Source organism: Ellagibacter sp., from assembly GCF_048412355.1.
In the GTDB taxonomy this organism is placed as follows: Bacteria; Actinomycetota; Coriobacteriia; order Coriobacteriales; family Eggerthellaceae; genus Ellagibacter.
The window spans coordinates 1-21,869 of sequence record NZ_DBFSAP010000020.1; the positions used below are offsets into that span (position 1 = coordinate 1).

Below are 21,869 nucleotides of genomic sequence, written 5' to 3' on the forward strand. Positions count from 1 at the left end.
CTACGTTGTTTACGCGGGCGTTCGCTGCGGAGCTCAAGAAAGCGACCTTGTTCTTCTTGCCCATGGTAACGGCAAGCTTGCGAATCGCATCGGCGTCGATGCCGCAAATCTCGCTTGCCCATTCGGGCGTTTTCGGCGTGCCGTCGTAGGTACCCATGACGTAGTCTTTGAAGTTCTTATTATCCTTGGCATCGGCCGGCATGTGGTCGGCGTCGAAACCGACCGTGCACTTATTCAGGAAGTCCCAATCGATGATGCCTTCCTTGTCGTCCTGCTCGAGCATTGCGTACGCCAAGCCGAACATGAAGGGCATGTCGGTTGCGGGGCGAATAGGCAGCCATTCCGCGTCGAGCGCTGCGGCGCTTTCGCAATACATTGGGTCGATGTAGATGAACTTGGCGCCAGCCTTTTTGGCTTCAAGGTAGTTGAGCATTTGGCTGCCGGCGGCCGACCATGCGGGATTCATTGCCATCATCACGATGGTCTCGCAATTGCGCAAATCGTAGCGGTCGTTAATGGTCTGGTCAGGCGTTTTGTTTACATTGAAGCCAATAATGTTGGGGCATTTGTCCCATGAACCGTAAGAGTTGGTGTCCCAGAAGTTGGTGAAGCCACCGAACAGGCCGAGCGTGCGGGTGAGTTCGGAATTCCATCCCTTGAGCAGCAGGATGGAGCGGTTGCCGTATTGCTCTTTGGCCTTCTGCAGCCCATCGGCGATGTATTTGTAAGCTTCATCCCAGCTGATGCGCTCCCACTCGTCGATGCCGCGTAGATCGCCGTTCGGATTGTCGGGCGACCAATTCTTGCGCTTCATGGGGTATTTCAGGCGATCTGCCGCGAAAACCTGTTTGCGTTGGGCGTGTCCGCGCAGGCACGAGCGCTGTTGCGGATAATCAGCGCTGTCCTCATGGCTGTCGTCGGTCTTCTGGCGAACAACGACGCCATCTTTCACCAGCACTTTATTAACGCAGCGGCCGCCGCAGTTGTGCCAGCATGCTGCAGACGTCCATTCGCCGCCCTTCGCGGGATCGATGGGCATGCCCTTTGCGTCGGTGGCCTCAAGACTGGATTCCGCAGAGCAGCCGGTCGCAGCCAGACCCGCGACGCCAGCCATAACAGCAGCAGAAGCACCCAAGAAACCACGACGGGAAATGTTGTTCGTACTCACTGTTGGTTCCCCCTTTCTGCTTTCCTACATTGCGCAGGTCGCGTAGAAACCGTAGCGGGCAATGGCAACGCCAATCACCAGCAGGGCGCACACGACGATCGCGAGCATTTTCTTGTTGTTGAACTTTGCGCCGGCAAACACCAGAATCGCGGACGCAACCGGAGCGATGACCAGGCCCGCGATCTGCATGGCCGGGTTCAAGCCCGCGCCGGAGAAAGCGGCGATCTCGAGCGCCAGACCGACGGCGAGCACGACGTCGACGGCGACCAGCGTGTACATGACCGGCTTCTCGGCGATGTCAGCCGAACCGAAAGCGGCGCACAGGCCAAGGCCCATCGCCAACGCACCTGCGACGAATGTCAGAACGGTCGCGGGAGCGTTGCTCCACACAGCGTTGCCGTATACATCGATGTAGGCCGTGCCCATGAGCACGATGACGAGCACCGCCGCAATCGCGCCGATAACGCGCAGAGCGAACGGGCTGTCCTTCTTCGCGAAGGTGATGATGAGGTCGATAAGCGCCAGAATGAAGAAGATGCCCGCGAACAGCACTTCCTTGACCATGCCGGAGCCGAAGTTGACCGTGCCCGCGCCGATGGACGCAAATGCGCGGGAAAGGCTGTGGGCGTGCGTCGCGGCGGCGATCATGCCGATGGCGAACAGCACCACAACGACCAGAGGAACGAGCCACGGACGCTCGCCTTTGCGCGTGCGCTGGAAGCAAGTTTCGAACACGTAGGCTCCTGCCGCTAGCCCTCCCAGCAACGTGAACAGGAATAAGGATTCAAGACCCATGTTTCCCCCCTTAGTATCTCTTTGGCGCCCGCATCGTGCGGGCAACCCTGTTTTGCGGAACGCGCCTCGCCCGCACGTTCCGCCTATTCGACAAGCAGTTCATCCATGTGGCGACAAAGATGACCTCTCACCGAATATTTGCCCAGGATCTCAGCTGGTGATCCTTTTGGTGGATTGTAACAAAATTGTCGCACGACAATCAATAGTGTCGTGCGACAATATCACGTGTAACTATTCTATCTTGTAGATAATTGGGGGTTTCACTATCTACTTCGCCGGCTCCTCGCCCGGCTTAGCGTTGAAGCCGTCGCTGTAAGCGCTGGGGACCACCAGTGCCCCGTCGTTGTCCTGCATGCCCTCGTAGGTGAGGTGCATCTTGCGCAGCGTCAGGGCGATGTCGTCGTGGCTGTACGATTGCGCGACGTCGTCGAGGATCGCGGAGATGTCCTTCTCGGCCTCCATAAGCGTAATGCGCGCGCTCTTGCGGCATTCGGCCTGCGCTTCAAGCGAGATCACATTCTGAAGCTCCTTGGGGATGATGAGGTCGCGCACCTCGACCGACACGATGGAGATGCCCCAGTCCGACACCTTCTGCTCCACGGCTTCGCGAAGCTCCTGGTCAAGCTGATGTCTGCGCATGACCACGTTCTGGAGCGACGCGCGGCCGATGGCATCGCGCAGGGCCGTTTGCGCGGAAAGCGCCACGGCGAAGTGGCAATCTTGCACTTCAGTGCAGGCCTTTTCGGGGTCCCAGATAACCCAGAACAGCACGGCGTCCACGTCGAGCGGCACAAGGTCGCTGGTCAGCGCCTCCTCAGCGCCGAACGGCGTGGCATTCATGCGCTGATCGACGCGCAGCGTGCAGAATTCGAATAGCGGAATGGTAAAGAACAGCCCCGGGCCCGCAAGGCGGTCGAACCGGCCGAGGCGCATAACCACGACGCGTTCCCAGTCCATGCACACATGTACCGAAGACAGGACGGTGAGGCCCACAATCACGGAGACGATGATCCCCGCGAACGTGAACTTGCCGAACGCGAGAATGAACGCCGCAAGCACAACCGCGAACGCGACAAGAGCGAGCACCACAGAGATCATCACCGCGCCGTTTCGCGTGGCTTTCTTCGTCGGGTCGGAGCGATATGCGTCCGCCGCAACGCCGAACTCCATTTCGGAGCGACGATACGTGTCCTTCTGCCCCTGAGGGTGGGTCTTATCCTTGAACTTTCTCATGATCCTTTTTCATCCTCCTCACGCACGAAGACACCATCTTCGGAATGTCATCATATGCCATGCCGTTTTCGAGGCATCCTTTCACGAACTCTTCGACAAGCGCGTCCACCTCCGGCGCAGGTTTTAAGATAGCGTCCGGATCGTTCACGAACACACCGCTGCCACGCACCGTGGTCACGTAGCCGTCGCGCTCGAGCCCCATGTAGGCCTTGCTCACCGTGTTGTACGCAATGCGCAGTTCAGCTGCATATTTGCGCACCGTCGGTAGCTTCTCGCCCGGCTTGTAGAAGCCTGACGTGATGAGGTAGGCCATGCGATTGCGCAGCTGCACCCACAGCGGCAAATCGCTGGACTCATCGAACGAAAACGGCGGTACTTCTTTAATCTGCTGCTTCACGTTTCCCTTTTCTTGCACTTACCTCGTATGATCGGCAGCCCGCTTTTGCGAGCTGGTTTTGCTCACCTGCTATGGCGAAGGCGCCACGCCGCATGCGACGATGGCGATTCGAAGGCAAAGCCCTCCGACCAGCGCCAATGTGGCAATTCCCGCCGCACCCGGAGTGGGAATCTCCCGCTTGCGCGCCAGGGAAACCGCTTCCGCAACAAGGGGAATCGCAAGTCCGCAGGCGACGAAACCCGCGCAAAACGTAGTCGACAGGTCGCCTTCGAGAAGCCTCATGACCGCCATGGAGGCGCTCCCCTTACCGAAGGCAAGCAAAGCAACTATGGAGACTATCTCGATCAGGATGAACGCGATGTCGATCCAGGCGAGCAAGCGTGCCATGATACGAGTCACGCGCACATCTTCGCAGGTGCAGGCCGCAAGCATGATCACTGCGCAACCGCACGAGAGCGCCGATGCCGCGAACAGAACGGGCAGCCACGCCGACTGCCAGACTTCGACCGAGATAACGCTTTGGAGGAGCAAGCCCGTGTAGACCATCACGATGACCGCAACAGGAAGGCCTATCGCCTTTGCGGCGAACGATACGGCGCGCGCCCATTTCGGCAGCACGAAAATGGTGTCGGCAAGGGAGATTACCAGGAAGACAGTGAGCAGCGTCAAGGCGAAAGCACCGATGGAGACCAGGCTGCTCGTCGGGTACAGGAACAGGAAGAAGAATGCTTCGGGACGTCCTAGGTCTGCGACCAGGCATAATTCGCCTGTGAGGACGACGACCAGCGCGGTGCCGTACACAAATCGGCGAATGCGCTTGTACGTTGGCTCCGAAATCACCGATTGCGGGGCAAGAAACGTTCTGCCGTACTCGCCGCGGCGATGGTCTTTCACAGCCTTGGCGACGTCGAAGAGGGCGGTGAGCGCGAAGGCCCCGGCGGCGGTCCCGCCAAGGAAAAGGTAGATGGCTATCAACTTGCTGAAAACCACGCAGCCCCTTCCTTGTTGCAGCCTTGCTCGTTTTGTCAACGATAATCTACCATATGTTTTGCCTAAGAGGCGCATTTGTCGCACGACAATTTAGATTCCGCAACGATTACGCATCCCGGCGCAGTGCCTTTCCAGCTCGTCTGGAGCACAAACGGCAGTTGGTGGTCAATTGAGCGAGTTGTGCGCGCCTGGTTTCTTCTCGTGCTCTCACGGAAAATTTGCGACCAGGCCTTTTGCCGGCAGAGGTGCCCCAGCTGAGATCACGGGGCGCGAAAACGCCGGTTTTCCGCAACAAAAACGTCGCACAACTCGCTCAGTTGACCACGAACTTGGGTTTCGCTTCCCCGAAGAGGCGCTTGATTATAAATTCAGAAAAGTGCAGTTACTCATGTCTTTAAATTTCGGAAAAGTGTAATATCACATGCCTATAAAATTCGGAAAAGTGTATTCTATTATATCAATCACACGCAAAAGGGAGGAGTATGATGCTCGACAGAAAAGCGAAGGCGCAGTTTCAGTCCTGGCTCGATTCATCGCCCAATAAAGCTTTGCTTGTCAAAGGCGCTCGACAAGTGGGCAAGTCTTTTCTGGTCAGTGCTTTCGCAAGAGAATCGTTTGAGCATGTCGTAGCATTCGACTTGATTGAAGACATTTCTGTGCGCGATTCTTTTTCGGCAGCGAAAAGCGCCGACGAACTTCTGATGCGAATGACTATCGCCGCAGTTGAGCCAATGATTGCGCGAAAGACTGTCGTAGTTATCGACGAGGTTCAGCAGTGTCCCAACATAGTAACGTTTATCAAATATCTCGTGCAGCGTGGAGATTTCCGTTTCATCCTCACAGGGTCATTACTTGGTGTGGAACTCGAGGGCATCGATTCTCTTCCTGTCGGATATGTCGAGCAGATTCAGATGTATCCGCTTGATTTCGAAGAGTTTTGCTGGGCTAACGGCGTTGCATCGGTTGCTTTTGACATGCTGAGAAACCATCTCGAGGAAGAAAAAGAGCTTCCAGACTATCTGTACGACCGCCTGCTCAGCCTATTTCGCCAGTATGTGGTGGTGGGAGGCATGCCTGACGCCGTCAACGCTTTTTTGGCCACTCGCAACATTGATGAGGTACGGAAAATACATCGCGATCTCCATTCGTTGTACCATGACGATATCGCAAAGTATGCGCCGCCAGATCTTAGGCTGACCATTCGTGACATATATGACTTGATTCCCAGCGAGGTCGGGTCCAAGAATCGGCGATTCAAACTGTCATCTATCGAAGGCGTGAAGCGGTTCTCGCAAGTGACGGAGCACTTCCTCTGGCTTTCTGAGGCGGGCGTCGCTCTTCCCGTGTATAACGTAAGCGCGCCGGTGGCTCCTCTCTTGGTCGGAGAACAACGAAATCTGTTTAAGATGTTTTATCTTGACACCGGAATGCTCATGTCATCATATTCGAAAAAGGTTGCCCAGGGTGTATTTGACGGAGAAGCAGAGGGCTCATTCGGTATGAATATGGGCGCAGCATTCGAAGGTTTTGTCGCTCAAGAGTTGAAAGCCAGGGGTTTCAAGCTGCGTTACTTCACATCGAAAAAGGTAGGGGAACTCGACTTTGTGGAGGAGACGCTTGCTGGAGACGTGCTGGCCATCGAAGTCAAGTCGGGAAGGTACTATAAAACGCATGCAGCACTTGACAATGCGCTTGCAGCAAGAGGCTATGGAATAGACCGGGCTCTCGTTTTTGCGGAGACTAACCTTTTCCGCGATGGCAACGTGCTTTACCTGCCAATTTTTATGGCGGGGCTTCTGGAACCATAGCGGCTTCTTGCGAGCACGTCCCCACTTTCGCAAAAGAGAAAACTCCGCGTCAGGAAAGTGCCCTAACGCGCTTCTGCCAGCACGCCGTCTTCCACGTGAAGGCGTATGGTGGCTAACTCGCGCGCCTTTGCGCGATGGGCGGCGACGAAAATCGTTTTACCAGGTAGCGAGTCTATATTGGCAAGAACGGCCGCTTCTGTCGCGTCATCGAGCGCGCTCGTGACCTCGTCGAGCACCATGATGGGCGCACCCGAGCACACCGCACGCGCGATAGCCAGACGCTGCAGCTGCCCCTGGGAAAGGCCCTGCCCGTGCTCGCCGATCATCGTGTCGAGTCCCAGCGGAAGCTCTTCCACGAAGCCCCATGCACACGCCACTTCGCACGCACGTTTTACCTGGTCATCGGTCGCATCAGAGTTGGCAAACGCCACGTTTTCGCGAATCGAGCCTGCGAACAGGAAGTTGTCTTGCGGCACATAGGCGAACACGCCAGGCGGCACCTGAGATGCGGCGTAGGCGGAAACGGCGGTCGTAGCGCCCGCAGCAGGGGCGCCGGTACGAGGCGCACCCGCAGAGAGCGCGCCTGCAGGGGCATCAGACGCGGCGGGTGCGGACGTCACGGCACCTTCGGCGAGCTCGTACGCGAAGCCGTCCGCATCGTAGGCGCCTAACAGTAGCTTGAACAGCGTAGATTTCCCGGAGCCGGAAGGCCCCTCAACCACCACGAAGGAGCCCTTGGGAACGAATACGTCAGCGCAGGTAAAGCTCACGGGCTCTTCTTCAGAAGGAGCCTCCATCCCCCCTGCAGACACAGCGGCACCTTCCGCCTCCTCGTCATCGTAGGAAAACGCCAGATCGCGCATCCTCACGCCAGAGAGCCGCTGATAGAATTCCTCAGCCGTCACGGGCAAGCAGCCTTCCGAGCGCGGCAACTCCGCCACCTCCATCAGGCGCTCCGCCGACGCGAGCGTCTGATACAGCTGCGGCAGCATGCCCGACAAGCTGGAAACCGGCGCCTGAATGCGCGCCACTAGCTGTAGCACCGCCATGAGCGTGCCGTAGCTCATGGTGCCATGCAGAAGCTCGAACGCGCACCACGTGAGCGCCACGGCGTACAGCGCGTTGAAGAAGAACGAGAAACTCGCGTTGGCGGCGATGGAATACCCGCGGCGGCGCATCTGCGCGGTGAAATGGTCCTCCTGCAGCGCGTCGGCGCGCGCGCTCGTGGCGGGCTGGGCCCCGAACGATCGGATGACCAGCTGATGCTCGAGCGCCTCTTGCAGAAACACGCGCACGGCGCCTTCCTTTTCCTGCACGGTTTTGTGCAACGCCTTCAACCGTCCGCGCAGCGTGCGCGCCAGCACGAACGAGAGCAGCGCGGCGGCAGCGAACAGGGCCACCATGGGCGGGCTGATCAGCGCGAGCACCGCAATGGCGAACACGAGCTGCATGAGCATGGACACGAAGTTCGGGATGATGGTCGCCACGCCATTCGACGCGACCTGCACGTCGGAGAACATGCGGTTGGAAAGCTCGCCGGAATGGAATCGCAAAACGTTGCCGAAGCGCGCGGCAAAGATGCTGTCAAGCATCGATTTCCGCAGCTCAAGGGCGAAACGGGCCCGAATGTGCTCCTGGGTGCTGTTGATAGCCAGGCGAAGCACCAGCTGCGCGATGATAGCGCCAGCAAGTACCGCCGCGCTTGCCAGCAAGCCGTCGATGTTTCCCGCGACCGCCTGGTCGATAACAGCACGGCACGCCAGCGCGAAGCTCACGAGCACCGCCGCTTGCACCGTGCACAGCACCGACAGCGCAACGATGCGGCCGTGCTGCGCCTTCGATTGCGAGAACAGCCACTTGTAGGTGACCTTGTCTTGCTCGCGCGCCTCTGCCCCGCGCATCAATTTCGCCCCGCTTCGCTCACAGCATCGCGTTTGCGCAGGCCGCATGCCACAAGAACGCGCTTGCCCGCGCGCCTTACCGCAGCGTTTGCGCCCTTGCACACCTTGCGCGCGGGGAACAGCGCCACCCACAGCTTCGAGTACGCACGGTATCCGCGGGAGGTCTCGCAATCGATGTGGCGGCCATCGCGATAGAAGCCGCACAGCACGCCGAGCACGTCCTCGCGCGGAATGTACTCCAGCATGATGCAGTTATCTCCGCAGATGACGTAGCCTTTTTCAGAGCCGTTTTCGTAATGCCCCACCACGCGATGCAGCACGTACTTCTCGCCGCGGCGATACAGCGCCACGTCGTAGCGGCGCAGGTCGCCTTCGGCGGGCACCACCATCATCACGTCGTGGCGGTTGCGCAGCATCGGCCACATGGAAACGCCCACGGGCGGCCCCATGTAGAAGCCCTCGGATGCGAGCACGTCCTCGATTTTGCGCGGCTTATCAGGGGCGGAAGACCCACCCGTGTCAGGTGCCGCCAAGGGTATGTCTCTTTCGCATGTCATGAATCGCTTGCCGTCTGGAGCCTAACAGTTAGGCTCCTACTCCTCAAGCAGGTCGGCGTCGCGGAGCTTCTCCAAAAACGTCGCGACGTCGGCACGCGCCGTGTCTTCGTCGACCGTATATTCCGCCAGCAGAGCCTCTACCAGCGCATCTTCCGTGATATTCGCACCGAGCTGCTCCCACAGGAACGTGCCCGTGTCGTTCAGGCGAATCATACAGTGTCGCTCCATGCTGGCCTCGCCCACCGGCACGACCACGTGCTGGCTGCCCACTTTGTTCACGATGAAGCCGTCTTTAATCTTCATGCTCAGACCCTTCGCATCGATGCATCTGTTCGCGCCCATTATCTCACAGCGTCATCTGGAACGCCGCGTCAAAGGCGGCAGGAGTCGGCGTGCAACGCAGCACGTAGAACGGCACGCTGCTCACCAACCTATCGAGTAAATCAAGCTGGCGAGCAGCCAAAACAGGATCATTCGGCATCAGAATCTGATTCATGATGCGCGCGATGATTTCCCCGTCATCTTCCAAACGGGACAGTCGGTCCGGCTCGCCCGGCTCGCAGCGCTCGATAAAGCAAACGGCGTGAAGGGGAACGCTCGTGTTCTGCCCCCAGTTCTCCTTGCCGCAGTACGGAGTGCCGTACGCAACGAACTCACCCGCCAGCTGGTCGCAGGCGACCTCGACAGCTTCCCCACCAGGCGTCTCGTTCGGCGCCCCAGCGTCTTTCTCCTCGGCAGCTTCCCCATTTCGCCAGCGCAGAATGGGTTTGTCGCCGTTCACCACCGTCACGTCATCGCCGAGCGCGCGCATCCACTGCGCGACGTGCGTGCTCTTGCCCGTACCGCTTTTCGCCGCAAACGCGAAGCCGCGGCCCGCATGCGAGACGACCGCCGCATGGAGCAGGAACGCGTCGTAGTCCAGCATGCGCGTGCAAATCTTGCGGTAGAGCGCAAGCGACTCGCAATACGCGGGCGAGAACGTGCCCTCGTCGCTGTTTTCCGCCGCAATCTCCTCTGGCGTCGCCGATACCGAAAAGCTGCATTCATCAGGTGCGACGTTGACGATGTAGTCCGCGCAAAGCCGCTCGGAGAACGCATAGCGGTTCTCGATAGCGACAAGAACCTCGGCTATTTGGACGCAGAACATAAACTTCGCTCCTTGGGAAGGCGGCGGCGCGGACAGGTTGCAGCCGACACGGGCGAACTGCAGGCAGGCGCAAGCAACCGCAACAACTCCAGAATTGCACGGTATGTAGGCATTTCTCGAATCATGATTGTCGCTGCTATATTATAGGCGCGCAGGAAGAACGCGCGACCGATTGTCAGGTTCGCAGGTAATTTCCACGCGCGCGCATGCCGCAACGAAGCAACGAGAGGGAGAATCCGTGGAGCTTTCCGCCGCCGAAGAATACGCGATTAGAATCATCGCCGCTGAAAGCGCCCTTCAACACGCGAAGCGCGACAAGGCTCCCAACACACTCTCCGTTCCACCCATCCCTGACGGTCTGTGGCCTGCCGTACGGGCAGAGCTGGAGGCGCAATCCGTCATCGGCTATCCGGCAAACGCCATCGAATCCCTTGGGCTCTCCCCGGCCGACCAGGCGGAATACCTTGCGCTTGCGGGGAAAAACCTGTCGGGCTGGTATCGCCTCATGATGGCACAAGACAGCGTGCTCGCCGAGTTTCGCCAGGCAGACATCCCCGTTGCCGTGCTGAAGGGCGCGGCCGCTGCGGCAAATTACCAGCAGCCGAACAGCCGCAGCATGGGAGACATCGACCTCATCGTGCCGCCCGACCATTTCGAGCAGGCGTTTTCGCTCATGGAACGTTTGGGCTGGGAAAACGATATTGAGCTTGAAATCAATCCGCGCCACGCGGGCTTCAAGAAGGCGGGCTGCCCCGAAATCGAGCTGCATCGCTATTTCAGCACATGCACCAACAAGCAGCAGGCATATTTTCTTGACCAGGCCATTTACGACGCCATCCCGCGCGCCGAATGGACCGATGTCGCAGGCTTCAGCGTGCCCGTGTTGCCGCCGCTTGAAAACGGGCTGGTTCTCCTCGCGCATGTCAACCAGCATCTAGGTTCGGGTCTGGGGCTTCGCCAGATTCTGGATTGGCAGATGTTCGTCGACGCGTACTTGACCGACGAGCTTTGGGAGCGCGGCTTTCAACATGCGGCGCAGCAGATCGGTATGGAGAAGCTGGCGGTCACCACAACGTGGCTTTGCCGCACCTACCTGGGGCTTCAGACGTCGGCAACATGGTTTGGCGAAGCCGACGCGCAGCTTGCGAGCGACCTTCTGCTCTACATCATGCAGAGGGGGAACATGGGGCGCAAGATGGAGCGCGGCGCGCAGGCAACCCGCACGGTGCTGCACAGCTTCCGCAGCCCCGCGACCTTGCTTCGCTATCTTTACGAGGGCGGGCGCGCTCATTGGGCGCCGGCGCGCAAGCACGCGTGGCTTGCTCCGGCCGCGTGCCTCTACCAAGTGGGGCACGTTATCCGCAAGGGCCTCGCGCGCAACGTGAACATGAGCGAGCTCGTTACCGACGCACGTAGCGCGCAAGAAGACGTCGATCTGCTCAAACGCCTTGAGGTTACCAGGATGTAGAAAGACGAAGGCCCGAGAAGGCGACCGCCGCTTTTGACGAAGGTTGGGAAAGCGGCTGCGGAAATCGAAAGGCGGATGCAAACCGCCCGCCCTTCGAGTCATCTAGCGACTAAATGTCCGGAAATGCTAAGTACTCTAGCAAGCCCTCGTCCGATACAGCATAACGCTACAAGGATTACTCCCAGACGTCTTCCCCATCGCCCGACTCAATACCGCCTGGACCGCTAATGCCGCCAGACACACCAGACGCAACAATAACGTCGCGGTCTTCCAACTCGACGACATCCAGCTCGGGGCTCTCGTATTTCTTTAGCATTTCTTTTGCTCCTCTTCTAGACCGCGGCTTTGATTTGCGTAGCGTAATCTTTTCCGGCCTTGCTTGCCATAGGATGCGCAAGAATCACATCTGCGACGCCAGTAGCCAGAGTTGTTCATAACATTCGCCTGGTCAATAACCATTGTGCCGATGTTATGGATAACGTAATAGCTGGTCTCGCCCTCGATGCCCTGATCGTCGCGCTTGATGGTGCCGGTCTTGCCAGCACTCGTGTCGGTAATAGTCACGGTGCCCTCGTTCAGAATGGTCGCTTTCGCAGTGCCCGAGCCACCGTTGAGGGTATGCCCATTCAGGTCAAGTGTAATCTGCTTGGACGCATTGGTGGTGATGTTTTCCGTGGTGTCGTTCAGCGGCTGAATGGTCTCGCCGTGCTGAGCCGCGTCAACGGCAGCCTGCAAGCTCGTGTACGCCTTCGTGCCGTTCTGCGCCACGCCGGCAACAACGCCGTACGTGCCATCGCCGTTGTTGACAGGAGCACAACCTTCCGCACACAGGTCGACGGAGACGGCAGACGAAAACGTACCGCCGGAAACAGCGACGGTCTTAGTTGAGTTGTCGAAAGCCGACTCCTGCTTCGTCGAGTTTTGCAGCTCATTCCGACCGTCATCGACGATAAACCGGCTCCGAAAAGCTTCCTCTAAATCAGATAACAAATCGTCCCATTGGGGCAGATTCCCATCCAGGCGCGCCTTTTCCTCCACTGTCACCGCATCGCGGCCATTGATTTGAGCCCAACCAGTTAACCCCGGGCGGATATCATTAGCACCATATCGAGAACGAGCCCCGATCTGTTCATACTCTGCCAAGATCATAGGGCGCGGGCCAATTACCGACATCCCTTTTGTCAAGACGAAAAACACTAAAGGCGCCGATATGCTTGATCATTGGCTTGATCTGCAGTTTTCTGTATTGCCAATGGCACTACGGACAGCGTATCGCACCAGCGAATCGCAGCTACCGCTTTGCGTATAATAAAAACACCCGACGACAATTCGAAGGGTCGGGTCGAGCCCGAAGACGACCCCTCTCCCCCAAACGGAATCGTCTCATTGGGGCGAATTCCCAATGAGACGATTCTCCGCAAGCGGCGCGCGGCTACATGAACCTCGCAACCGAAGCCGGCTAATGCAGCCTTCCGCCAGGGTCGGCCACCGCAACGCCACGGCTTCTCGTTACTTTGCCACCAGGCACCTTCTCACGGAAGGCTTCAGCTTTGGAGGAATCCAAATCGGACGAACCTCGAAGTCGACCGCCTAGCTCATGAAAAGATTTGGGTCAGCCAGCGAGCCGTCGAGCGATGTCATGATGAACGCCCCATGCTGCGCGGCAATTCTCGGCTCATAGCCCCACGGTATCACGAGCAGGGGCGCCCGCCCCGGCAACGATCGGTCAACTCGTACCAATCGGGCTCCCGACCGTCGGGCTGTTCTCCAATCGAGACGCGCATATCGGGGTTAACCCTACAGGAATACACGACGCCAGTCACTTCGTCATGTCTGGATGACGCGAAGCAATGCGCAACGTCGAGGCTCGAAGCCGCATCGAGCAGACGCGTCGCACCGTCGTAATGCTGCATGCGGGCCATGAACACCAAAACGGAGCCGCAGCAGATAGCGATGCTGGTTCGCCACCGCCATTGTCAGACCGCGTTCCGCCATCGCAAACTGATTCACCGCTCAATAAGCTTCAGAGCCCTTCGGGCCAGTTAAGACCCGGTCCGAGGATAATCTTTTCCTTGCCGACGGTCTTCACGTTGGCCGTATAGCTAATCTCAAGGTCTCCGCGCTCGTAATCGCCGTAAATATCGTCAATGAGCTTGTCGGCATCGTACGTCACGACCCACTTGCTCCTGGCGTCACCGACTTTCCGGGCAAGCGACCTGTGCTTCGCCTCGTCGAACGCGCTTCGATACAAGCCGGGACCCTTCTGCACATACGGCGGGTCGAGGTAGGCGAACAGCTCGGAATCACTCATTCTATCGTTGATGAAATCCTCTGCGTCAAGCCTTGTTACCTCGATATCGCTCCTTCGCGCCGCGATGTCCATGACCTTTTTCTTCAAGGTCTCACGGTTGAAGCGAACGTCCATCTTGTAGTTGCCGGCCTGCTTGAGCCCGCCTATAACACCGCCGCCTAGGATGCCCGACACGTTTGTCCTGTTGAGATAGAAAGCCGCCTTGCCGAGCTCGAAATCGCCAACATCATCGGAGCTTCGGTACACAGCACGCATCGCCTTCCAGGTTTCAATGTCTAGGACGACGGAGTCGATAAACTCGCACAGTTCTTCGGCGTGATTGACGACGGCATCCCACATGCAGTACACGGCACGGTCAAAATCGTTAATCACGATCGAGGACACATCGCCCTTCAGGAGGAGCTTGATGGCAAGTCCCGCACCACCAGCGAACAACTCGGCGTAAGGATGCCCAAGCAAGTCATTTGACTCAAGGATAGCTTTAATCTCAGGATACAGCTTCGTCTTCCCGCCAGGATACCTGATGGGCGTGTACGTAGTCGCCATCTTTCCACCTCCTCAATGCGTCGAACAAGTAACACTTTACTGCCCTCGTTCATACTGCTGCCGTTTTATGATTCCGTCAACTCTTCGCTCGAGTCTCTCGTTAAAGTCCTGAATCTCCGGCTCGTACTTCTTTATCCAAAGAGCGGCAACAGACGAGCCATTTTCACCCCATAGGCCTTCGGCTTTCTCTCTCCTAAACCATTGTTTATAATGCTTACGCTCCTTATCCCCGCCATTGCGTTCGAATTCACGCTTTGAGTCGGCAAACCGACTGAGCATGACCTGTTTGGTGTATTGCCTGCTATTGATCCAAAAGTCATCTTCATCCGAGAGATTGGAAAGCAAATCATATATAGACTGCTCTGGCGACGTACCGCCTCCAGGCAGCACGAACCTTCTGCCGCAATCCTTTATCCGCTTCGCCACATCTTTGTTCGAGTCAGCGTCTACCACGAAGCACACACCTCGCAAGGAAGCTATATCCCTAACGGCGAGCTCACCCAGCTCGCCGCAACTGAGCTTCGCGGAGACAATGTCGCATTTCCGTTTCAACCGTGAAGGCATTATCTGCCCGAGCACCCATTTCGCTTCGTCGTCCTCGCACCAGATTTCAGCTTTGAAGCCCTTTTTTGGCCTCAGCGGCTCAACCATGAGGTCGGCTTGAATCTCGTCTATCGGTGGGTCGACCGTCAGCCTGATTCCAGACTCCCTTTTCTTGAGATACAGAACCTTGACCATATCGTTTCTGTCCTGCGTCTCCTCAACGGCCTTCTCAAGAAGCGTCATTGAATGGGTGGTAAAAACAACTTGCACCCTCTGCGCCCCAGCCTGCTCTTCCAATAGCTCGAAAAGCCTCACCTGAGAGGAGGGGAACAGGGTCACGTCAAGCTCGTCAATCAGGAGAAGGCCGCCTCTGTATTCCTCGCCCATAGCATCGGCTAGCCGCTGAAAAGAGATAAGGGCGCCCAATATCTGCCCAAGGTTGTCCTGCCCGGCGGAGTTGGCGAGATAGTCGTAGGTGGGGGTGTTGACAAGAAGGGTTTCCTTCTGTCCATGCTTTGACATCCTTACGACACCGGTAGTCTTTTCCTGATCGACCATAACACGAGCGTACCACTGATTGAATTGCTCGACTTCGCTTTCCGAAAAGTCCGTCTGCTCGGCCTGCGGGTTAAAGAACTCACCGACAGGGTTGGTCCTTTTCAAGCCGAGGTAGATTACGGGGTAGTCAATATTGCCCTCGCCTTTGGCGCGAGAGGCACCGGTGACAATGCGAATGGAAGACTTGTCTTTTGCGGGACGTTTAAACGATTTGACCTGGACATGCTGTCCTTGGGACCCAGCTATGGCCTCATCGTTGAAATCGACGTAATATAAATGCTCACCTGGAATATCATGCTCGGACGACATGTTGAATATGTCGGTAAACTTAGTGCTGAACGGCTTGCTGAAGATGGTCCGCCGATCCCTGAGTCCGAACGGTTGCCCTAGCATGCCCAATATGGTGGACTTGCTCGTCCCATTCTGCCCGGCTATCACGGTGACGAGCTGTCCGAGTCCAATCTCAAGGTCATGCATAGCACGAAACCTCGAGACTTCAATCCCCTTGATACCGAACGGTTCGAGACACTTAGGTTTTCGCGACATGCCAGCGCACCTGCTTCCTCGATCGAATCCTTGCTCCACCATCGGCTATTTTCCCACTTTGCAGCCCACAGCGAAAGCAGGGCGCATCAGCCGTCGGCACTGCTTTGATGCTCACCGTTGAAATCTGTCGACGGATTAACTCAAGCCACGATAGCGAGAGTGGGGAAGGCTGCTCCACCTTGTCTAAACCTCAATTCCATTCGCCGAGCAGATTGCGCTACAGAGCTTTGCCACCCGCTCGCGGCACCTGCCCAGGGGTTCGAAACCGACCTGGCAAACCTCCCTGGCAACCGCAATCTTATTCGGTGCCCCAGAACGCGAGCCACTAAACTTAAAGCTCAACGGGCAAACGTAGCGATTGCCGAGCTCATGGTTCCACTTTTTTCCAGGATGGACGACCTTGATAGCAGTTACCAAAGCTTCTTCAGGCACGTAGTTCTCAATCGTCGCTCCCCAGGTAACCCAAGACATCGCGCAACTTGCCTCACACTCATCCACTATTCGCCGCTTCGTCTCGCCCAGCCTAGAGCTCTTGCTCTTCTTATCCGAGTCCATAAGCACACAAAAATGAGTGTTAATTCGAAACAAGGCTATCAGACTATCGTCGGAGCCAGCGGCGTTCGCGTCCAGCGCATTCAGGAGTTTTCCTCCGTACAACATGACGCTGTAATGAATACCCTCGTTAAGCCGAATGCCGCGCCCTTCAGCCCACTCTTCAATCCAATGGTTGATATAGATGCGGTCCGAAGGCCCCTCGACCCATACAACAAAATTCGACTGGAGCAAATCTGAGGCCTTCGCACCCAAGTCGTCCAAAAGATCGCGAGCAACGACCATTCCGTCAAGCTGACGACACGCAGATATTCCGTTCGCCTTGCTCACATGGGCGACTTGAACTCCAGCGGCATTAATTATCGTCGGCGAATGCGTTGTCACAATGAAGCGGTTCGACTCATCCGCGAGCAAGAAGTCCATGAATCTCGCCTGAAGCGCTGGATGCAGGTGTATCTCGGGTTCTTCAATACATATTATCTTGTCTACGTTGCACGCAATAACCGACGCCAAGATAAGCAACTCTGTTACCCCAGTGCCAAGCGATTCAAGGGGAAGGTAATCCGTGTCGGCCGTTTTGACCGAGATGACATGGCTGGCATGAGATACCAGGAGCGACGCGCCTTGGTCGTTCAAAACGTCGCGCACGAAGCCTTCGAGCTTGTCCCAACGTTGCCTCGACAGCTCGAAATCACCTCTCTCGGGGTTCCTCAAACGCAACAGAGCGGCTGGAAGTCCCACTCCGCTATTAATTATGCCATCCTTGCCCGTCGAATCCGAATCAACGATTGATCTGACAGCATCGACTTTTAGAAGCTTGGGCAGCAAGTCCCACGGCATTGCAGCACGAACGACGTTGGCGTAATTGAGCGCCGCATTGCCAGCACTACTGCAAATGGATAGAGACGCATCGGTTAAATCGATTGCCGCACCCGAGGCCTCATACTGCGAATACTGAGCGCAAAGTGCGCTTTCGTATCCAAAGCGTTCCCCTCTCGCCCAAAAGTAAAATCTATCCAGGCAGTCTTTCCTTCGTTCGCAGCATACGGGAAACCCCGAAAGAGTCTGGAAAGGCTCTCTGCGTGAAGCCGCTGCCTCGGCGATTGCGCATCCCGCATTAATCTTTCATCAAGTGCATCAACACCGACGCAAAGAGAGATTGTTGTATGCGATTGCTCGCTGGAGCCCTGAAGCCCCAACGGGACATCAGCCTGAACGAGAGGGTTATCCTCTTTTCTCAGCTCACCACGCGCATTTATCACTCCAAGCACTTTAATGAAATAATCGACAAGCGCCGACTTGCCGCAGTTATTTTGCCCCGCAACTACCTGTACCCTATCGAACGGCCCTATACGCGCAAGCTCAGATCCGCAGAAAGACCGGTACCCACCGCAGCCAAATCCGACAAACGGGTTTTCACGAAACGCACCCTTGATCAACTGTACTCCTTAGCGAAAACACGGTCGAATCGGCATGCCATGATTACCGAATCGGACAAGACCGCACCACATATCACGCGACAACACACCACAAACAGAATACCGTGTAATTGCCGAAACAGCCGCGTTAAAGCGAGAAAGAGGCCGCGAGTTTCCCCATGGTTCCCCATCGTCAATTGCTAACGAAGGCCGAAAATCCATGCCCTCAGCCAGACCGCCAACCGTCCTGACGCCACAGCCGCCGCCTCGATCCCAGATTTCATCGCACGACCAGCACAAAGGACAGACAATGGCATGGGCAAACACAGGAAGACTAAGTCAACAGGCCTTCAATGTTCAATACCTCGCGAGCAACCGCGCACGTTCTTGCGCGAATTTAGAGCACCTGCCTTAGCCGGCAACGCAATGAAGAGGACACTCACCACCACAGGTCAAGAAGCACCTTCTCCTTAGGGAGCAGATCGTACCCACCCGTCACCTGCGCGAGGCCGCTGAGCCCCGGCGTCACCATGGTGCGATAGTGCCAGCCGGGAATACGCTTCTCAAACTCGGCACAGAAAGCTGGGCGCTCGGGCCTGGGACCTACAAGCGTCATCCCTTTTGTCAAGACGAAAACGCAAGATTACCTGCAGAAATGCTCTGACTGGATAGCTGAACTATCTGCTTCCTGGAGTTTGAACCTCCGGACTTTTGCAGCTCATTCCGACCGTCATCGACGATGAACCAGCTTCGAAAAGCTGCCTTCGAATCGGATAGAAAATCGTCCCATTGGGGCAGATTCCCAATGGGACGATTCTTCGCATCAACGTCGACGTATACATAAATCCAGTCATAGAAAACGATGCGGACCCTCATAACCGCCACGCATGGCCGTCCAGTCCAATATTCGCAAAATCACGCCTATAGGCAGGAGGCACCGACCAGCCTCCCCCCATTCCTTCCTCGCCGAGGGGCCGAGGGCTAGTCGAGCCTTATCGGCCTCTCGGGCCTCTTCCTCCCCGAGCAGTACGGGCAGTAGCCCGGCTTGGCCCTCGCCCTGTCGCGGACGGCCATCTGGTAGACGTGGCCGCACTCGCCGCGCCACCATGCGGGCTTGCGGCTTACGGCCTGCACGCCGGTGGGCTTCAAGCGCTTGTTCATGCGCGGGTGCCACATCGCCGCTATGTCGGGATGCGTGGTGGCCAGGTCGTTGTAGCCGGCGAGCACCTTGCGTCCCGAGCAGTACGGGCAGCCCGGGTCCGCCTTGCCCTTGCGCGCCCGGTTCGCTATGAGGCCGGACCACTCGTGGCCCTCTTTGCACTTCCACCAGACGCGCCTGTTGGAGTTGGCGATCACGCCGGTCGGCTTCAGGTCGCCGTTGCGCTCCTTGTTCCACTCCCTCGCGATCTTGGGATGCGTCGTCCTCAGGTCGTTGTAGCCTTTCAGCACCTTGCGGTCGCCGCAGTAGGGGCAACCGCGGTCGGCGCCGCCGGTCCTGTTGTAGGCGGATATCTGCCATGCGTGCCCACGCCCGCATCTCCACCAGACCCTCCTCGCGCTGCCGGAGACGATGCCGTCGGGCCCCAGGTCGCCGTTGCGCTCCCAATCCCATTCGGCCAGAAGCTCGGGATGCTGGCTCGCGAGGTCGTTGAAACCGGCGAGCACGCGATGGCCCGAGCAGTACGGGCAGCCCAGCCCCTCGACGGCCCGCTGGCGCGGCGACATCCGCCATTCATGGCCGCAGCTTCCCCTCCACCAGACCTGCTTGGTCGCGTTGAGCCTCACGCCGTCGGGCCCCAGGTCGCCGTTGCGCTCGAAATCCCATTCGGCCACGAGCTCGGGATACGCGGTGGCCAGGTCGTTGAAGCCGCGCAGCAGCTTGCGGTTCTTGCAGTACGGACAGCTGTCGTCGACGCGCATGGAGCGCATGCTCACCTTCTCGCGCCAGACGTGGCCGCACGGTCCGCGCCACCACACCATGGCGCCCGCGTGGGCGTGGAGGTCCTCGGCGCGCAGGCCGCCGTTCAGCTCGGGGTCGAGCTGCCTGGCGACGTCCGGCCTCTTTGACCCGAGGTCGTTGCTGCCCTTGGCGAGATAGTGCCCCCTTCCCCCATGGCACGACGGGCACTTGCGGCTCTCTTTGCGAGTCCCCCACAGGCTCTCGCGCCATTCGTACCCGCACGTCGGGCATTGCAGCCAGATCCTCTTGGCCGTGCGATCGGAGACCTGCGAAGGCTTCAGGTCGCCGTTCTTGGTGGGATGCCAGAGGTGCAAGATGCCAGCGTCCAGGCACTCGGCGCTATTGAAGCCCTCCAGCGTCAGCCTCCTGCCGCAGTACGGGCATCCGGCGTCGTTGAACGCCCTCGTCCTCACGGACAGCCGCCAACTGTGGCCGCACTCGCCACGCCACCACACTCGGGCGGAATCGCAGCGCGAGACGTCGGACGGCTTGAGGGGCCTGTTCCGCTCCTCGCCCCATTGCGCCAGCAAATCCGCATACCCAAACCGCAGACACCATGCCCTGGCTGAGCTCGCTCAGGGAGAATTTCGCCCAATCCAGCGCTGCGCATGAGCGAATGCAATTCGTCCTCGTGGACGCGCTGCTGCTCGGAGGCGGGGCTTCGGTCGTCTGCGAACAGCTCCTCGGGGTTCACCGCCCACTCTCCGTCGCTACGCATGAGCTGGCTGAACAGTATCGGGCGCGTGGTAACGCACTTGATTTTGACGATGCAGTCGTAGCTGCTGCGGCAGCCTCGCGATGAGAGCATGCTTCCTCCCCTGGGTCGGGGAGCGCGAGATTGCGCTCCTGCCCAGAGGCGGAAAACGGGGTATTTTGGACGTGCCCTAAGGGCGAGCGGCGACACGACGAAAGAGGGCCTTTTGCCGATTGTCACCCCCTGTAGTTAACGACCGTTAACCGGCAGCGAATAATCCGCCCAAAGACCGAGAAACCCCGCAACTCGGTTGAGTTGCGGGGTAGAAACGGCAGAAGCGGAGTGGGTCGGATTCGAGCAGTTACGTAGTCTTCAGCCTCGATTGCATTTGCGATCATCCACGACCATACCGCACTCGATCTTGAACTTAGCCGAAGCACGAATGACTTCACTGGCGAAGCACTAAACAGAGGTCTAGCCCGTGTCAGTAAGGTCCCATCCACATTGTGACGACTCGCCCAGCCCACGTGATGCGAAAGCTGAACAGCATACGGGGTCTTTCTATTGTGTCGATTAGCTGCGTCAGTTAGCAGCTTTGGTTTTACTGCTTTGCCATCGTTTTCGACGTTGCTCCAAGCTTCTTCTTGAACACGCACACGCTAAGGCACTTTCCGCAGCAAATACATCGTGCCTGGTCTATTCGCGGATACAGAAACCCGTAGCAGTCCGGCTCCATGGCTATAGCGCCGCAAGGACACACAGCGTAGCAGGCGCTACAGCCGCAACATTCGGAGTCATCAGAATGAAGGTTCGGAATACATCTCTCCAATAGCCTCTAACCCTCCTTTGAGATTAGACTTGTCATTTCTTCAGGAGACCATAAAGCCGCATTTTAACTAGAACACGGAGAATCAGATCCTTGGGCGACGCGCAAAACTGGGAAATGTCCTTTTCCCTTTTGGATAGCTCAACCATAGCCCTCGTATAGACCTTAGGGTACCGCTTCTTGTTCTCGCCCCTTGAAGCGGCAAGAATGACGCTCCAGCAGGCACGTGCGCAGTAAGAGGCACAGTCCCCTTCGAGCCCAGGGAAAAGTCCCGAAACAAAATGCTCGAGCCTTCTGCAGTTATCGAACACAATGGCGACCCCGGAGTCGAAAGTCCCGGTCACGCTTCCTTCGTGGGCAATATAGCGATAGAGGGGTTCACCAATGAAGGCGACCGAGCTTGATGCGGCCAGAACCTCCGCCGTCCACAGGACGTCTTCGTTAATCACCC

General features: G+C 57.7%; 22 protein-coding genes. 2 read left to right on the top strand and 20 right to left on the bottom strand.

What is annotated here, in order from left to right; genetic code table 11:
• From ACMRQN_RS02555 to nrfD, 5 genes are all read right to left on the bottom strand, one after another.
• A partial coding sequence (locus ACMRQN_RS02555; RefSeq protein WP_418733684.1) for a molybdopterin-dependent oxidoreductase occupies nucleotides 1-1,168 on the bottom strand: 1,168 nt, incomplete at its 3' end.
• 24 nt (nucleotides 1,169-1,192) lie between these two features.
• On the bottom strand, nucleotides 1,193-1,963 hold the full coding sequence (locus tag ACMRQN_RS02560; RefSeq protein WP_418733685.1) for a DmsC/YnfH family molybdoenzyme membrane anchor subunit: 771 nt from the start codon (nucleotides 1,961-1,963) through the stop codon (nucleotides 1,193-1,195).
• Nucleotides 1,964-2,230: 267 nt separating this feature from the next.
• Complete coding sequence (locus ACMRQN_RS02565; protein ID WP_418733686.1) at nucleotides 2,231-3,196, bottom strand: slipin family protein; 966 nt, start codon at nucleotides 3,194-3,196, stop codon at nucleotides 2,231-2,233.
• On the bottom strand, nucleotides 3,177-3,593 hold the full coding sequence (locus ACMRQN_RS02570; RefSeq protein ID WP_297149676.1) for a GntR family transcriptional regulator: 417 nt from the start codon (nucleotides 3,591-3,593) through the stop codon (nucleotides 3,177-3,179). The genes ACMRQN_RS02565 and ACMRQN_RS02570 overlap by 20 nt, the downstream gene beginning before the upstream one ends.
• Nucleotides 3,594-3,662: 69 nt before the next feature.
• Nucleotides 3,663-4,583 (bottom strand): NrfD/PsrC family molybdoenzyme membrane anchor subunit, encoded by a 921-nt coding sequence (gene nrfD / locus ACMRQN_RS02575; protein WP_418733687.1) that lies wholly within the window; start codon nucleotides 4,581-4,583, stop codon nucleotides 3,663-3,665.
• Between the two features lie 482 nt (nucleotides 4,584-5,065).
• Between nrfD and ACMRQN_RS02580 the strand changes: the two genes are divergently transcribed.
• On the top strand, nucleotides 5,066-6,391 hold the full coding sequence (locus tag ACMRQN_RS02580) for an ATP-binding protein (protein WP_418733688.1): 1,326 nt from the start codon (nucleotides 5,066-5,068) through the stop codon (nucleotides 6,389-6,391).
• 62 nt (nucleotides 6,392-6,453) lie between these two features.
• Here the strand turns inward: ACMRQN_RS02580 and ACMRQN_RS02585 are convergent, their stop codons facing one another.
• From ACMRQN_RS02585 to ACMRQN_RS02600, 4 genes are read right to left on the bottom strand one after another with little or no spacing between them, the layout of a single operon-like run.
• The gene (locus ACMRQN_RS02585; protein WP_418733748.1) at nucleotides 6,454-8,292 is read right to left on the bottom strand and encodes an ABC transporter ATP-binding protein; all 1,839 of its coding nucleotides are present in this window, start codon (nucleotides 8,290-8,292) and stop codon (nucleotides 6,454-6,456) included.
• Nucleotides 8,292-8,825, bottom strand: coding sequence for a hypothetical protein (locus ACMRQN_RS02590; RefSeq protein WP_418733689.1), 534 nt, complete (start codon nucleotides 8,823-8,825; stop codon nucleotides 8,292-8,294). Before ACMRQN_RS02590 ends, ACMRQN_RS02585 begins: the two co-directional genes overlap by 1 nt.
• Nucleotides 8,826-8,885: 60 nt before the next feature.
• Complete coding sequence (locus tag ACMRQN_RS02595; protein WP_418733690.1) at nucleotides 8,886-9,152, bottom strand: PqqD family protein; 267 nt, start codon at nucleotides 9,150-9,152, stop codon at nucleotides 8,886-8,888.
• Between the two features lie 43 nt (nucleotides 9,153-9,195).
• A complete protein-coding gene (locus ACMRQN_RS02600) occupies nucleotides 9,196-9,996 on the bottom strand; it encodes a hypothetical protein (RefSeq protein ID WP_418733691.1) in 801 nt (266 codons plus the stop codon).
• Nucleotides 9,997-10,234: 238 nt separating this feature from the next.
• Between ACMRQN_RS02600 and ACMRQN_RS02605 the strand changes: the two genes are divergently transcribed.
• Complete coding sequence (locus ACMRQN_RS02605; protein ID WP_418733692.1) at nucleotides 10,235-11,464, top strand: nucleotidyltransferase family protein; 1,230 nt, start codon at nucleotides 10,235-10,237, stop codon at nucleotides 11,462-11,464.
• 175 nt (nucleotides 11,465-11,639) lie between these two features.
• Here the strand turns inward: ACMRQN_RS02605 and ACMRQN_RS02610 are convergent, their stop codons facing one another.
• The 11 genes from ACMRQN_RS02610 to ACMRQN_RS02660 form a co-directional block, all read right to left on the bottom strand.
• Nucleotides 11,640-11,780, bottom strand: a complete 141-nt coding sequence (locus tag ACMRQN_RS02610; RefSeq protein WP_418733693.1) for a hypothetical protein — start codon at nucleotides 11,778-11,780, stop codon at nucleotides 11,640-11,642.
• On the bottom strand, nucleotides 11,774-12,661 hold the full coding sequence (locus tag ACMRQN_RS02615) for a sugar transferase (protein WP_418733694.1): 888 nt from the start codon (nucleotides 12,659-12,661) through the stop codon (nucleotides 11,774-11,776). Before ACMRQN_RS02615 ends, ACMRQN_RS02610 begins: the two co-directional genes overlap by 7 nt.
• Nucleotides 12,662-13,155: 494 nt before the next feature.
• On the bottom strand, nucleotides 13,156-13,386 hold the full coding sequence (locus ACMRQN_RS02620; protein WP_418733695.1) for an FRG domain-containing protein: 231 nt from the start codon (nucleotides 13,384-13,386) through the stop codon (nucleotides 13,156-13,158).
• A gap of 101 nt (nucleotides 13,387-13,487) precedes the next feature.
• The gene (locus ACMRQN_RS02625) at nucleotides 13,488-14,321 is read right to left on the bottom strand and encodes a DNA adenine methylase (RefSeq protein WP_418733696.1); all 834 of its coding nucleotides are present in this window, start codon (nucleotides 14,319-14,321) and stop codon (nucleotides 13,488-13,490) included.
• A 36-nt stretch (nucleotides 14,322-14,357) separates the two neighbouring features.
• A complete protein-coding gene (locus tag ACMRQN_RS02630) occupies nucleotides 14,358-15,899 on the bottom strand; it encodes an AAA family ATPase (RefSeq protein ID WP_418733697.1) in 1,542 nt (513 codons plus the stop codon).
• Nucleotides 15,900-16,151: 252 nt separating this feature from the next.
• Nucleotides 16,152-17,348, bottom strand: a complete 1,197-nt coding sequence (locus ACMRQN_RS02635; RefSeq protein WP_418733698.1) for an ATP-dependent nuclease — start codon at nucleotides 17,346-17,348, stop codon at nucleotides 16,152-16,154.
• Between the two features lie 86 nt (nucleotides 17,349-17,434).
• A complete protein-coding gene (locus tag ACMRQN_RS02640; protein WP_418733699.1) occupies nucleotides 17,435-17,959 on the bottom strand; it encodes a hypothetical protein in 525 nt (174 codons plus the stop codon).
• Nucleotides 17,960-18,377: 418 nt separating this feature from the next.
• Entirely contained in the window at nucleotides 18,378-18,566 is a 189-nt protein-coding gene (locus ACMRQN_RS02645; RefSeq protein WP_418733700.1) for a sugar transferase, read from the bottom strand.
• A gap of 353 nt (nucleotides 18,567-18,919) precedes the next feature.
• On the bottom strand, nucleotides 18,920-20,425 hold the full coding sequence (locus tag ACMRQN_RS02650) for a zinc-ribbon domain-containing protein (protein ID WP_418733749.1): 1,506 nt from the start codon (nucleotides 20,423-20,425) through the stop codon (nucleotides 18,920-18,922).
• The gene (locus ACMRQN_RS02655) at nucleotides 20,308-20,706 is read right to left on the bottom strand and encodes a hypothetical protein (RefSeq protein ID WP_418733752.1); all 399 of its coding nucleotides are present in this window, start codon (nucleotides 20,704-20,706) and stop codon (nucleotides 20,308-20,310) included. Before ACMRQN_RS02655 ends, ACMRQN_RS02650 begins: the two co-directional genes overlap by 118 nt.
• A 747-nt stretch (nucleotides 20,707-21,453) precedes the next feature.
• Complete coding sequence (locus tag ACMRQN_RS02660; protein ID WP_418733701.1) at nucleotides 21,454-21,867, bottom strand: hypothetical protein; 414 nt, start codon at nucleotides 21,865-21,867, stop codon at nucleotides 21,454-21,456.
• Nucleotides 21,868-21,869 lie beyond the last annotated feature (2 nt).

Excerpts from the sequence above, each read along its gene's own strand:
- ACMRQN_RS02560 (WP_418733685.1), bottom strand. The coding sequence starts at position 1,963 with ATGGGTCTTGAATCCTTATTCCTGTTCACGTTGCTGGGAGGGCTAGCG.
- ACMRQN_RS02565 (WP_418733686.1), bottom strand. The coding sequence starts at position 3,196 with ATGAGAAAGTTCAAGGATAAGACCCACCCTCAGGGGCAGAAGGACACG.
- ACMRQN_RS02580 (WP_418733688.1), top strand. The coding sequence starts at position 5,066 with ATGATGCTCGACAGAAAAGCGAAGGCGCAGTTTCAGTCCTGGCTCGAT.
- ACMRQN_RS02585 (WP_418733748.1), bottom strand. The coding sequence starts at position 8,292 with ATGCGCGGGGCAGAGGCGCGCGAGCAAGACAAGGTCACCTACAAGTGG.
- ACMRQN_RS02595 (WP_418733690.1), bottom strand. The coding sequence starts at position 9,152 with ATGAAGATTAAAGACGGCTTCATCGTGAACAAAGTGGGCAGCCAGCAC.
- ACMRQN_RS02600 (WP_418733691.1), bottom strand. The coding sequence starts at position 9,996 with ATGTTCTGCGTCCAAATAGCCGAGGTTCTTGTCGCTATCGAGAACCGC.
- ACMRQN_RS02610 (WP_418733693.1), bottom strand. The coding sequence starts at position 11,780 with ATGCTAAAGAAATACGAGAGCCCCGAGCTGGATGTCGTCGAGTTGGAA.
- ACMRQN_RS02620 (WP_418733695.1), bottom strand. The coding sequence starts at position 13,386 with ATGGCCCGCATGCAGCATTACGACGGTGCGACGCGTCTGCTCGATGCG.
- ACMRQN_RS02625 (WP_418733696.1), bottom strand. The coding sequence starts at position 14,321 with ATGGCGACTACGTACACGCCCATCAGGTATCCTGGCGGGAAGACGAAG.
- ACMRQN_RS02630 (WP_418733697.1), bottom strand. The coding sequence starts at position 15,899 with ATGCATGACCTTGAGATTGGACTCGGACAGCTCGTCACCGTGATAGCC.
- ACMRQN_RS02655 (WP_418733752.1), bottom strand. The coding sequence starts at position 20,706 with ATGCTCTCATCGCGAGGCTGCCGCAGCAGCTACGACTGCATCGTCAAA.